This window comes from Herbivorax alkaliphila, assembly GCF_030848475.1.
In the GTDB taxonomy this organism is placed as follows: Bacteria; Bacillota; Clostridia; order Acetivibrionales; family Acetivibrionaceae; genus Herbivorax.
On the sequence record NZ_JAVDDS010000006.1, the window covers coordinates 109,473 to 122,804 of the forward strand.

The 13,332-nt window shown below is 30.8% G+C and carries 12 protein-coding genes; 10 read left to right on the top strand and 2 right to left on the bottom strand.

Annotation, left to right across the window (positions count from 1 at the left end; genetic code table 11):
* Window positions 1-41 precede the first annotated feature (41 nt).
* The 4 genes from RBH29_RS03615 (at window position 42) to RBH29_RS03630 (ending at window position 5,003) form a co-directional block, all read left to right on the top strand.
* The gene (locus RBH29_RS03615) at window positions 42-782 is read left to right on the top strand and encodes a pseudouridine synthase (RefSeq protein ID WP_306695204.1); all 741 of its coding nucleotides are present in this window, start codon (window positions 42-44) and stop codon (window positions 780-782) included.
* A 26-nt stretch (window positions 783-808) separates the two neighbouring features.
* Complete coding sequence (locus tag RBH29_RS03620) at window positions 809-1,975, top strand: class I SAM-dependent methyltransferase (RefSeq protein WP_306695206.1); 1,167 nt, start codon at window positions 809-811, stop codon at window positions 1,973-1,975.
* 588 nt (window positions 1,976-2,563) lie between these two features.
* Window positions 2,564-3,022 carry a carbohydrate-binding protein gene (locus RBH29_RS03625; RefSeq protein WP_306695208.1) on the top strand — a complete coding sequence of 153 codons (459 nt, stop codon included), beginning with the start codon at window positions 2,564-2,566 and terminating at the stop codon, window positions 3,020-3,022.
* 346 nt (window positions 3,023-3,368) lie between these two features.
* A complete protein-coding gene (locus RBH29_RS03630; protein WP_306695210.1) occupies window positions 3,369-5,003 on the top strand; it encodes a response regulator in 1,635 nt (544 codons plus the stop codon).
* A 391-nt stretch (window positions 5,004-5,394) separates the two neighbouring features.
* On the opposite strand, the gene RBH29_RS03635 is transcribed toward RBH29_RS03630, so the two are convergent.
* Window positions 5,395-6,462: a DDE-type integrase/transposase/recombinase gene (locus RBH29_RS03635; protein ID WP_306695212.1), complete on the bottom strand. Its 1,068-nt coding sequence runs from the start codon at window positions 6,460-6,462 to the stop codon at window positions 5,395-5,397.
* 232 nt (window positions 6,463-6,694) lie between these two features.
* Between RBH29_RS03635 and RBH29_RS03640 the strand changes: the two genes are divergently transcribed.
* Both RBH29_RS03640 and RBH29_RS03645 read left to right on the top strand, forming a co-directional pair.
* A complete protein-coding gene (locus RBH29_RS03640) occupies window positions 6,695-10,309 on the top strand; it encodes an RHS repeat domain-containing protein (RefSeq protein WP_306695214.1) in 3,615 nt (1,204 codons plus the stop codon).
* A 17-nt stretch (window positions 10,310-10,326) separates the two neighbouring features.
* Window positions 10,327-10,596: a hypothetical protein gene (locus RBH29_RS03645; protein WP_306695216.1), complete on the top strand. Its 270-nt coding sequence runs from the start codon at window positions 10,327-10,329 to the stop codon at window positions 10,594-10,596.
* A gap of 211 nt (window positions 10,597-10,807) precedes the next feature.
* Here the strand turns inward: RBH29_RS03645 and RBH29_RS03650 are convergent, their stop codons facing one another.
* The gene (locus RBH29_RS03650) at window positions 10,808-11,290 is read right to left on the bottom strand and encodes an integrase core domain-containing protein (RefSeq protein WP_306695218.1); all 483 of its coding nucleotides are present in this window, start codon (window positions 11,288-11,290) and stop codon (window positions 10,808-10,810) included.
* Between RBH29_RS03650 and RBH29_RS03655 the strand changes: the two genes are divergently transcribed.
* The 4 genes from RBH29_RS03655 (at window position 11,264) to RBH29_RS03670 (ending at window position 12,775) form a co-directional block, all read left to right on the top strand.
* Entirely contained in the window at window positions 11,264-11,479 is a 216-nt protein-coding gene (locus RBH29_RS03655) for a hypothetical protein (RefSeq protein ID WP_306695220.1), read from the top strand. The genes RBH29_RS03650 and RBH29_RS03655 overlap by 27 nt on opposite strands.
* Before the next feature lie 61 nt (window positions 11,480-11,540).
* Window positions 11,541-11,873 carry a hypothetical protein gene (locus tag RBH29_RS03660; RefSeq protein ID WP_306695225.1) on the top strand — a complete coding sequence of 111 codons (333 nt, stop codon included), beginning with the start codon at window positions 11,541-11,543 and terminating at the stop codon, window positions 11,871-11,873.
* 47 nt (window positions 11,874-11,920) lie between these two features.
* Window positions 11,921-12,250 carry a hypothetical protein gene (locus RBH29_RS03665; RefSeq protein ID WP_306695230.1) on the top strand — a complete coding sequence of 110 codons (330 nt, stop codon included), beginning with the start codon at window positions 11,921-11,923 and terminating at the stop codon, window positions 12,248-12,250.
* A 15-nt stretch (window positions 12,251-12,265) separates the two neighbouring features.
* Window positions 12,266-12,775: a hypothetical protein gene (locus RBH29_RS03670; protein WP_306695233.1), complete on the top strand. Its 510-nt coding sequence runs from the start codon at window positions 12,266-12,268 to the stop codon at window positions 12,773-12,775.
* The last annotated feature ends 557 nt before the right edge of the window (window positions 12,776-13,332 follow it).

Consider the following 13,332-nt stretch of genomic DNA (forward strand, 5'->3'; position numbering starts at 1 on the left):
AATTTAATTAAAGGTAGATTTCATTTAAAAGGAGGCAGTTTTTGGGAGATACTCAAAGAGTGGATAAAGTATTATCAAATTCTGGTTTTGGAACCAGAAAAGAAATTAAAAAATTAATTAAAAGCGGTTTTGTAAAAGTTGATGGGGAAATTGTAACAGATAGTGGTATGCACATTAACCCAGTGGACAGTCTGATTGAAGTGAGTGGGGAAATACTAAAATATCGTGAAAATTTATATGTTATGATGAATAAGCCCCAGGGAGTAATATCTGCAACTTATGATAAAAAACATATGACTGTTGTTGATATTTTACCTGATGAATTCAAGTGCTTTAATCTTTTTCCTGTAGGAAGGCTGGATATAGATACTGAAGGACTTCTTATTATGACAGATGATGGGCAGCTTGCTCATGAGATTTTGTCTCCTAAAAGACATGTGCCTAAAAAATACTATGCTTCTATTATAGGAACAGTTACTGAAGAAGATGTTCAGTGCTTTAAAAAAGGTGTTGTATTAGATGATGGATATAATACCCTTCCAGCAGATTTAAACATACTAAAATCAGGTGATGTATCCAATGTTGAAGTTATAATTTATGAGGGTAAATTTCATCAGGTTAAAAGAATGTTTGAAGCGGTAAACAAAAAAGTTAAATACTTAAAAAGAATTGAGATGGGGAAGTTAAAGTTAGACACTACTCTTTTAAAGGGAGAGTGCAGAGAACTTTCTAAAGCCGAAGTAACTTTACTTAGAATGAAAGATAATTCTAATGTAAATTGAAATTTTGCAATAATGGGGTACAAATTATGAATAAACAGGTAATAAATAAGTTAAAATTATTTTTAACAGGTCTTGAACAAAGATACAGAGATAATATAGATTTTTTTAAAAAGATAAGTTTTAAATTTAAATCTGGGAATAAGGAATTTACGGGAAATATTTTGGCAGATAAAAATACATTGAATTTAAAATTTAATACCGATACTCAAAAAATTAATATAGAACAATTATCGCAAAAAATATCTCAATATGCCAAAGATTATGACAATTTAGAGCTTACATATGAAGAAAGAGGCAGCACTATCATTATAGAAGCTGACCATAAAAATGTGAAAATGAAGACTAAAGATGCAAAAAAAGAAATTGATATGGGCAAAAAACATCATGATACTCCTAAAGTATCTAACAGGGATTATTATATAAAAGTTGGTCAGGCAGATGAACTTTTAAAAGAGATAGGCATTTTAGGAGCTAATAATAAAGTAAAAAATGATATGATAAGAAAGTATAATCAAATTGATCATTTTGTTGAGCTTATTGATGATACAATAAAAGCACTATTAGAAAAACATGAATCTATAACAGTGTTAGACTGTGGATGTGGTAAGTCATATCTTTTATTTGTCTTAAATTATTACATTAGAGAAGTTTTAAAAAAACCCTGCTATTTTATAGGATTAGACTATTCAGAATCGGTTATTGAAGCTTCTAAAAAGACAGCATCTAATTTAGGATATAAAAATATGGAATTTAAAGCTATAGACATAAAAAACTATAAAGCCAAAAGAAATGTACATCTCCTTATCAGTCTACATGCATGTAATACTGCAACTGATGAAGCTATTGGCCTTGCAGTTAATAATAATGTTGAAGCAATAGCAGCAGTACCTTGCTGTCAACAGGAAATACTCAGTCAGTATTCTTTTAAATCTTTTAACAGCATAATAAAGCACGGGGTTTTAAAGATGCGTATGGCAGATGTGCTCACTGACGGCATAAGAGCTGTTCTGCTAGAGGCTATGGGGTATAAGGTGTCGGTGGTAGAGTACGTATCTCCTGTTGATACACCGAAAAATCTTATGATAAGAGGTTATAAAATTCAAAATAAAAACAATAAAATTTTAGAAGATTACAAAAACCTAAAGAAAATGTTAAATATTGAACCTACCCTTGAGAAATTAATTTTATTCTAAAATTCAACCTAGGGATGTTTAGCTAATGCTAAATCAGTTAACGAAACCTTGCCTTATCAACTACCTTAATTAAGGTGTCTTACGGCAAAACTGATAAAAGGGAATTAAAAATATATCGTGTACACATATTAATTTAAATAGTGTATTGTTATTTTTGCACAACAGGTATTATTTTAAGAAGTACTTTAAAAATTAATAAAAAACATATTGTATATTTTTGTGTTAAAAAAATTTGGATTTTATTTTTAATTGGTTGACTATCAATACTTTTTTATATAAAATAGTTTTAGATGTAAATTCAATGTTTTTTAAAAGTATGTATAATTAACTAATTAATTCACCATTTAATAAAAACAAAAATAAAATCTACCTTTTGGTTAATTTTTTTAAAGAAAGCTCCGATTAATATGATGGAATGGTTTTGATTAAGCTTGTAAATTTATCAATTAATACTAAATTTAGCTACATTAAAAGAGATGTGAAATTAGTACGTTTAGAAACAAGCCAATAATAAAGCATGATTCTAAGTGTGGAATTTATTATTTGGTTATTGCTTAATTACTAAAATCAAAATAAGAGGTGATTATCATGGCAAGAACAAAGCAGTTGTATGCAGGTAATGGCGTTGAAGTATCGAAATCATCAATACGTGTCGGTGATGAAGTTACCCTGTCCTATAATGGACTGTTGGCTCAAAGTGGTGCTGAATCAGTTTATGCACACATTGGTTACGGGGAAAGCTGGGAAGACAAAAAATTTATACCTATGGAAAAAAATGAGGATGTTTTTGAAACTAAAATTAAAGTGACTCATCCTGACAGCCTTAACGTTGCTTTTAAAGATAGTAGTGATAATTGGGATAACAATTCTTTTTCAAACTACTCCTTTAAAGTGACTCAAAAAGCATCAAGAACTTCACAAAAATCAAGTAGTACAGAGAAAAAAGCAACCAGCACCAAGAAAAGCACTGCGGGAAAAAGCACTGCAGGAAAAACTACAAAAAAGACTACAGCAAAAAAGTCTACTTCAAAAAAGAAAGAAAGCTAAGGTTTTTTAGACAAAAAGTATATAAAAATCATTAGTATAAAAACAAAAAGGAGGATTAATCCTCTTTTTTGTTTTTATACTAATGATTTTTAAGTTTAGAAATAATAAACAGTATCTTCATTAAAAAGTATAATGTATTCATCTTATGTATTGCCTTAAAAACAAAGCATTTGACAATAAATAAATATAGTATTAATATTAATTTATAAATGCAAGTCTAATAATTGTGGAAAATGACTGTAATTGTCTTTAATTTAAGGATATATTTGTATAATAGATGACAAATTGCAGTTTTAATCATAATTTATTATTTGTCTCTATGGTTTTGACAAAGGAGGACATTAGTTTGTTTTGTGTTATGGTGGTCGAAGATGATCTGATATTACGTGAATGGTTTAAAAGCCAAATTAAATGGGAGGAATATGGCTTTAAACTTGTTTGTGTTGCAAATAATGGGATAGACGCTTTACAAAAATTAAATCAACATGATATAGATCTTGTGATTTCAGAAATTAGTATGCCTAAAATGGATGGAATAGAGTTGTTAAATACAATCAAAGAATATGATAAAAGTTCTATGCTGATATATTTAAGTGAAAATGAAGATTTTTCTTATGCAAAACAAGGTCTGCTATTAGGTGCATATGATTATATTTTAAAGCCTTTAGAAAGTGATAAATTAATTAATGTACTTAAAAAAGCTTATGAAATTTTAAAAAAAAGGCATTTAGAAAGAGACAAAAACCAAATATTAAAAGAAAAGTTAGAAATGAATCTATCTATATCAAGAGAAAAAATACTATATGATTTATTAAGGGGCAAGGAGTCATTTTATAAATTAAATGGTTTGGTTGAAGAATATAATATTAATATTTCAGATAAAATAGTTTTAATAGGCATTATTGAAATAGGAAGTTTTGATGCTAGCTCTAAAGAACTTATTAAAAGTGGGGAGTTTGGAGAGCTAATTAAGAAAATAAGAGAAATAATACATATTGTTGTAAAAGGATTTGATAATTTAGTATGCAATACTATTGATATGGACATAGGTATTATTGGTGTGGTTTTGCAACCCTGTAATGAAATTAAAGACAAAGAATTTGAAGATTTGTCAAATGATTTTTATGAGACTGTGGCTGAGGAAATCAAAAGAAATCATAATGTAAGGGTAACTGTAGGAATTGGAAGTGTAGTTTCTAGTCTAGATGAGATTAGTTTAAGTTATATGGCTGCAAAGTCAGCGTTGCGACATAAGTATATTTTAGGTGGAAACAGGGTTATAAATATAAGTCAATTTGATCAAAATGGTAACAAAAGTCTTCTCTACCCTGTTGAAAGAGAAAAATTATTAGCAGAGTATATAATGGCAGGAAATGATAAGGCTTTGAAGCTTGCAGAGAATATATTTGATGATATAGAAACAGGAAATCAGGATAACCTTAAGAGAATAGCTTTTACTGCAGGTCAATTAATATTTAACATATCACACTTCATTGATATACATTATGGATTTATAAATAAGCTATATGATTTTAGTGTATTTGTTAATATCAATATGTCTGATTTCGATACTAAAGATGAGATAAAGGTTTATTTTATCAAATTTGTTACAAGTGTTCTAGAAGTTGTTAAAGAATACAAACCTGCTCAAAGTAATGCACTAATAAAAAAAGCCTGTGAATATGTTTTAGGTCATATAGAACAAGATATAACATTGTTATCTATCGCTGAATATTTAAATATAAGCAAAAATTATTTTTGCTCCTTATTTAAACAGGAAACAGGATACAATTTTTTGGAGTATGTGACGAAAATTAAAATGGAGTGGGCTAAAATGCTTCTAAAAGAGGGAAGCTATAAGACTTATGAGGTAAGTGAAATGTTAGGTTATAGGGAAGCAAGTTATTTTAGCAGACTTTTTAGAAAATATACAGATCAAAGTCCAGCGGAATATAAAAAAAGTTTTCAAAATCAAAAGTAAGTAACAGCGTGGTGTACTTTAATAATTCAACTGGGTTAAAGCATGAATTAATATTTAACAAGCAAAGCAAGCGTTACATATAAATTTATACTTTTAAAACAATAATAACTTAATCAAAAAACAAGTATTCTGGTGATTTAAACTAAGATGCTTGTTTTTTTGCATAACAAAATAAGCTATCAATTAATTAGGCAATTTTTTTGTTGTCGGTTGCAAAAATTCAATCTGGCTAAATTACGCACCAATATTTAACAAGCAAAGCGAGTGTAACATACAATTTTATACTTTTAAAACAATAATAACTTAATCAAAAAACAAGCACTTTGGTAATTAAAACCAAGGTGCTTGTTTTTTTGCATAACAAAATAAGCTATTGAAAAAGCTGTAACTGTTAGGCAACTTTTTTGTAGCTGTGATAAAGTCCTCCAAGAATTGGCTTTGAAACTAATTTAGTATCTTCCACCTTAGTTTCTGGAGGTTTTTCCGATAAAATTGGAGTTTGGCAATTAAGTCCTTGATGTGTTCTGACAGGATGGTAATACTCTTTTAAATAATTTTTGAGTAAATACTCCAAATGTTTTTGATTAAATGGAATAATATGATTTAATAACTCAGCTCTCAATATGCCTACTGCTCTCTCGCAGATTCCATTTTGTCTGGGTGATTTTATCCCTGTCCTTTTAGCTTTGATATTTGCATTAGATAAAAAATCTCGAAATAACTTTGATGTAAAAGTAGGATCATTATCATGAATTAAATACTTTGGTGTTTCACCAAAAGGAGTTGCTTCTCTTATTTGTTGTGCTACCCATGCCGATGAAGGATTAGTTGTAACTGCAAAATGTTCAATCTTCCTTCGGTCATGGCTGATTATAATAAAGACATACAAGACTTTAAAATAAAGAGTTGGAACAGTAAAGAAATCCATAGCCCAAATTTCCTTCCTATGATTTTTAAGGAATGTTTTCCAAGACTGTTTTTGCTTTTCACTTGGTGGCTTTCTAACTTCTGGTATATACTTAGCAATTGTATTTGGAGAGGGAGCATCAGTTATATTAAGGTCAACTAATCTTTCGTGTATCTTTTCAGGTGAGAGTAAAGGGTTTTCCTTATGTATACGCTTGATAAGCTCAATTGTTTTTCTTGAAATTTTAGGTCTTCCACGCTTTTTAGACTTACGCATCCAGTGAAACTTAAAAGCTGTTTTATGCCAGCCAATAACAGTTTCAGGCTTAACAATAACCAAATCCTCTTTCCATCTTGAATAGAACTTTGAAAGCAAGACCCATAACTGACGGTGGGCAGGTGTAACAGTTGGTTTGGGTATTTTTTTATCAATTACCTTTTGGTTTAAAAGAGCTACCTGACTTCTAAGAGCTATTATTTCCTCATCTTTTTCTTCCTCAGACATAATTTTTATTAATATAAAATCTACTAACGTTTGTAACCATTGTTTCATATATAAAACTACAGCTTTATAATTAGACACTACATCAACCCCACTTTAAAAAGAATTTTTTATATCTGTATGTATTCTTTAATTTTAGATAAAGCAAGTATTTATCCTATAGTATATACCTAATTAACTAAACAAACTAATTTGACAAATAATATTTAATATGTAGTTTTATATGCTATAAAAAGGAATATTCTATTCAAAAACAGCTTATGATTATGACTATTTTAATAACGTGACAAAAAAATGGGTTGGAAGAGGAGCAACAGATTCTTTTGATCCAAGACAGGGTGGAGAGCTTGTTGAAGAAAATATATACGATGTTTTGGGTGACTTGAAATTTCATACTGATGGAAATGGCAACACAACAAAATATAAGTATAATTTATTAGGTCAATTAAAAGAAGTGGAGTATCCAATGGACAGTACAATGGAAATGGACGGTATTTCACCATATAAAGTAAATTATGAATATGATGCTATGAGGAACTTGAAGAAAGAAAGTGACAATTACGATAAAGAGATTCTATATGAATATGATGATGCAGGAAGACTTCAATCTGAAACTGCACAGAAAAACGATGAAACAGAATCTATAACAGTTGGTACACGATATGATTCAAACGGAAATATAAGGTTTAAAATTGATGGAGAAGGAAATGAGATAGAGTATAAGTATGATGAATTAAACAGGCTTAAAGAAATGAAAAGGGTGGTAATAAAGGGCAGCAAAACGATAGAGCATATTGAAGGTTATACATATGACAAAAATGATAACCTTTTGACAACTACGGATTCAGTAATAAGAGGTGGAAACACAGCTGAAAGTACTGCGGAAAATGTATATGATGAAATAAATAGACTTATAGAGAAAAAAGATGCTTATGGAGTGTCAATTGAAAAAATAATATATGATGAAAGTAACCGTCAAATATATTCATATGATGCATTAGATAAGAGAACAGATTATGAATATGACAAAAATGATAGACTTATAAAGACAATGTACCCAGAAGTAAATCTTGAAAGAAGTATTGAGAGCAGTGTATATGATTTTGCAGGAAATATAATGATTAAAGAAGATGGTAAAAATAATCAGATAACATATGTATATGATGAATTTGACAGACTTGACTATGTAATTGATGCAATAGGGCAAAAGACAAACTATGAATATGATTTAAATGGCAATATGATAAAGCAGGAGATGTTTGATGCCAGTGAAAACTTAGTTCTTTCAACAACATATCAATATAATGCATCAGACCTTATGGCAAAAAAGATAGACCACAATGGAGATGAAAATGACAGAAGAACTTTTGAAGAGTATAAGTATAATGCAAAAGGAGAGCTTCGAAAAAAGACAGGAAGAAGCAGTCAGCAGAGCATTTCTAATGGTACAGAAGTTTTATATGAATATGATATTCATGGAAGGCTTACAGAAGAGATTGCATCTAAGTCACAACATTCAACAGTAATAATATCATATGAATATGATGACAACGGAAACCAAATAAAAATGATAGATGATACAGGAGAGACAACACGCACTTATGATGAATTAAACAGGGTAATTAGTAAAAATGTAGGCAATATAAGTGGTGAAGCGTTGTATAAATATGATATACTTGTATTTGACGGAAATGATTATTTAACTGCAGAAGTGAGTGTGGACAATAAGGGAAATGAGACAACAAAAGTATATGATAAGGCAGGGAGGTTGAAATATGTAGTAGATGATGAGTTGGCATCAGGTTCATCAATATCTAGTGCAGATTCTTCAAAATTAACAGAATATGATTATTATGACAATGGAGCAAGAGAAAGTATAAGACATCCTCAATTTACTGAAGGCTCTAATACATATAGGTATAGACAGATTTATAATTATCGAAATGATGGGTTATTAAATATACTGATTACTCATAAGATGGAGATAACAGCAAACGGAGAAACGGTTGATTCTCAATTAGAGAGATTTCAATATTACTATGACAAGGCAGGTAATCAGACTTCAAAATTTGAAATTGTAGATGGAGTAGTTAAGGGTACAACAGATTTTGAATATGATGACCTAAACAGATTAGAGAAGGTAACAGAGCCAGAAGGAAGAGAAACTGTATATACATTTGATGCAGCAGGGAATAGAAAAACAGAAACAATAACAGAATCGGGTACAACAGTTAATAAAATTTATCACTACAATGATAAAAACTGGCTTGAAGAAGTAGAAGTATTAGGAGCAGAAACAATAGAATATGATTACGATGAGGATGGAAATCAAACAGAAGTAAGGAAAGTAGAAAACGGCGTTACAGAAGTTATTGCAGAATATCAATATGATCCATTAAACAGACTTATAGAAGCAGTGACAGATACAGCTACAGTAACATATGCATACAATGGTGAGGGAAGAAGAGTAGAAAAGAGTACGGGACAAGAGACAACATATTACCTGTATGAGTATGACAAAGTAGTACTTGAGGTAGATGGAAATGGAAATCAGGTAGCAAGAAACTTATATGGAATTAATCTACTAATGAGAGATGTTGACGGAGATTCTTACTACTATGTTTATAACGGACATGCAGATGTTACAGCACTAATTAATGCAGATACAGGAGATGTTGAGGCAACCTATTACTATGACCCATTTGGTAATATATTAGAGTCTACAGGAGATGTGAACAATAATATTAAGTATGCAGGATATCAGTATGATGAAGAGACAGAGCTCTATTATCTAAATGCAAGAATGTATGACCCTAAAGTTGCAAGGTTCTTGCAGGAGGACACATACAGGGGTGACCCAAATGATCCACTTAGTTTGAATTTATATGCTTATACAGCTAATAATCCGATAAGGTATTATGACCCAACAGGACATAGCTATGAATTAAGAACGTATATTTGTGATATAAAAGACTTAGAACTTCAATATCAAAGACAGCAATTTCTAAAGCAACTACGAGAATATGAACAGCAAAAAAGTGTTTCTTATAAAAAATATAATCCAGTAACAAGATCTATTCAAAGCTTTAGGCAAATAGGCAGTGGTTTTATTGAAGGAAATAGAAAACGATCAAAAAAATGGCTTGATTCACCATATCACTTTATAAACGCATTCGCTTGGGGAATTCCTGAAAACATGGAAGAAGGGTTTAAACAAAGAGCTGAAAAACGGAAAGATTCAGTGTATCACTTTTTTAATCATATGACTTGGGGATCAGTCGACACTGTCAAAGGTGCTTTTGCACCAGATGAAAGGTATTCTGCAGAACATTGGTTAGATACTCTTGGATTTGTTGGGATGGTTTATGGTGGATGGAAAATGAAAGAAAATTTTTCTAGTCATGGTGGAAATTCATTTACAGGTGATTCAAGAAATCGGGTTTTTAGACAAAGTGATAATTTAGAGTTTAATATGAATTTTGGTGGGGATGGGGTAGTAACTTTGACTGATGCTAGAGTCTTCCAAATACCTAGTATAGGAGAAGTTTGGGGAAATTTTTCAGGAATGGAGACAATAGTTGGTACCGTTTGTTTTGTTTCTGCTGTAGATGGAGTTTCAAGTAGCGGAGGAAATTTTCCTAATAATAAGGGAACGGGTAAAGATCGAACATTCAAAGAGTTATTAGATGATATTGATAGTAACCCAAATGATTGGCAAAAGACTGGAGAATCAATAGTTGAATCTACTAAAAAAGGTAATAAGGGCGGTAATAGTGTAGAAATAGAATACACTAATGTCAAGACTGGTGAAAAAATATATGAACATATTTTAAAAGATATAAATGATAACCTTATTGAACAACCTCATTTTAGACCATACCCCAAACAAATAAAATAATGGAGGGAGGTATATATATGAACGCAAGAGAAGGAATTTTAGATGCTTTAGTTGATGGAGGAGAGAGTATAGTTCAGATTAAAGAATATCTAGATTATTTGAGCATTAATATAGATAAGGATAAACTAATTAATGAAATTAAATTACTTTTTAGACAGAGAAAAATAAGAATAGAGTACCCTCCTGAAGTTAAAGATATTACTGAACTAGATTCATTAAAAATTGAAGATTATTGGTTTGAATTAACGGAAGAAGGATGGGCAGAATGGAATTTAATTAAATCATAGATTATTAATATTGTTGTGGTGTGTTGTAAGTTTCAAAAACTCAATCTGGCTAAAATATGCACTAATATTTAACAAACAGAACAAACGCTACATACAATTTTATACTTTTAAAACAATAATAACTTAATCAAAGAACAGGCACTCTGGTAATTTAAACCAAGGTGCTTGTTTTTTTGCATAACAAAATAAGCTATTGAAAAAGCTGTAACTGTTAGGCAACTTTTTTGTAGCTGTGATAAAGTCCTCCAAGAATTGGCTTTGAAACTAATTTAGTATCTTCCACCTTAGTTTCTGGAGGCTTGTCAGATAAAATTGGAGTTTGGCAATTAAGACCTTGATGTGTCCTGACAGGATGATAATACTCTTTTAAATAATTATTGAGTAAATACTCCAAATGTTTCTGATTAAATGGGATAACATGATTTAATAACTCAGCTCTCAATATACCTACTACTCTCTCGCAAATTCCATTTTGTCTGGGTGATTTTATTCCTGTCCTTTTAGTCTTTATATTTGCATTTGATAAAAACTCTTGAAATAACTTTGATGTAAAAGTAGGATTATTATCATGAATTAAATACTTTGGTGTTTCTCTCCTTATTTGTTGTGTTACCCATGCCGAGGATGGGTTAGTAGTAACTGCAAAGTGTTCAATTTTTCTTCTGTCATGGCTTATTATAATAAAAACATACAACACCTTAAAATAAAGAGTTGGAACAGTAAAAAATCCATAAGTACTTATGATGAATTAAACAGGGTAGTTAGTAAAAATGTAGGTAATATAAGTGGAGAAGCTCTGTATAAATATGATATACTTGTATTTGACGGAAATGATTATTTAACTACTATGTTTATAACGAACATGCAGATGTTACAGCACTAATTGATGCAAGTACAGGAAATGTTGAGGCACCTATTACTATGCCCCAACAGGTTTTGCACCTGTGTATAGACAACAGGGAATGCCTTCGGATTTATGGGTAAGACATATTAAAAAAAGAAACAATAATGCATCTTCTGACTCAAGTGGATTTAAATTATTAAGTAGCGCGAAGGACTTTCAAAAGCTAGAATATGGTAGTGTGATGGACTGGCAAAAGCAAGAATATGAAAGAGCTATAGCGTATTTAAAAGCTTCTGAAGACGGAAAATCCCTTATTGAAAGACTTGAAGGTTCAGAAGAAGGATTACAATCGTATTTATTAGAGAAATGGACGGCGATTATGATCCAGATACAAGAACAATATATTGGAATCCTAAAGCGGGACTTCTTATGACGGGCGGAAGCCTCTTTACCCCAAGGAAGGACAAAAACTGCACCGTTATGAGCCCGGCAATGATGTTGGCTCATGAGATGGGACATGCGGTGCAACATTTAGATGGAGAGATTGAAGCTGGAAAAGAATATAGCAAAAGACAAAGGCTTGCCATAGAAGAGGCTAATTTAGCGAAGTATGAAACTCCTATTGCTAAACAACTTGGAGAACCTACGTGCAGGTCGTATAATAGTCATAGAGGAATTATAAGAATGAACAACTCTACGCACTACAGGACTTTACATAGGGGTTATCACGGGTGGGGATATTATACCGTGGACCATAATAATCTATTTTTTAGTGGCATATCAACAATAACAGCTGATCCAGATAATTAAAGAGGATGAAAAAGAATGATTTATTTGGTAGGAGGAATAGAAATGGTTTCAAAAAAAAATATTATTATAGGATTTATAGTTTTTCTGTTATTTGCCAGCACTTTTTTAATCATTTATGAGAAAAGGAGTCCCCAAAGAGCATTAAATAACTTTTCAAAACTAATTGAATCAGAGAATTTTGATGATCTTAGTTTAACAATTTATTATTCAAATGCTTTTACTATGCTTCCTTTAAGTGTTGAAGATTTAAAGAGCCATCGGTCAACAGTAAAAGTTACTGTTAATGGTGATCAGTTGGCAGAACATATTGATTTGCTCAAAACGATAAGTAATGTTGATCTTATACCTGTTAGAAAGAAATCTCGTATAGATGCACGAGTATATTATGTGTTTGAAAATAAAGGTCGTAAAATATTAGATGTAGCTATGTGGGGCGATGGAGATGACGATGACAGCATATATGTCAATGGAAAAGAATTTAAGGAGAACGATATTTTAATTAATGCCTTAAGGACATTTAGATGAATAATCCTGTGTGTAGGTTGTAATAAATCAATCTAGCTAAAACACGAGCTAATATTTAACAAATCAAACGCAACATACAATTTTATACTTTTGAAACAATAATAACTTATTCAAAAAAACAAGCACTTTGGTGATTTAAACCAAGGTGCTTGTTTTTTTTGCAACACAAAATAAGCTATTGAAAAAGCTGTAACTGTTAGGCAACAAGTTTTCCTTTGATTATGAACAGCCTGTTTGGTTATTCCAAGTTTACCACCAATGCATTTATCAGAAGATTTTGCATGATGAAAGATGGAACTATATGGGAAAGAAACACGGTATGGTTCGAAAATGGAAAAATCAAATTAATTGAAAAAAGGAGCTTTTAAATACTTTAACAGGATGTATAACGCTTCTAGAGCGAGTCTAATTACCGTTCTTAGTGATTCTAGAAGTCCCGCAAGACATAATTCTTATCTTATATGTAGCCAACAGTGGCTTTTTTAAAAAATTACTATGTAATTTCTATGGAGAGAAAATTTTCATGTGTAAACCGTGTGGAAAAATTCATTTTATTC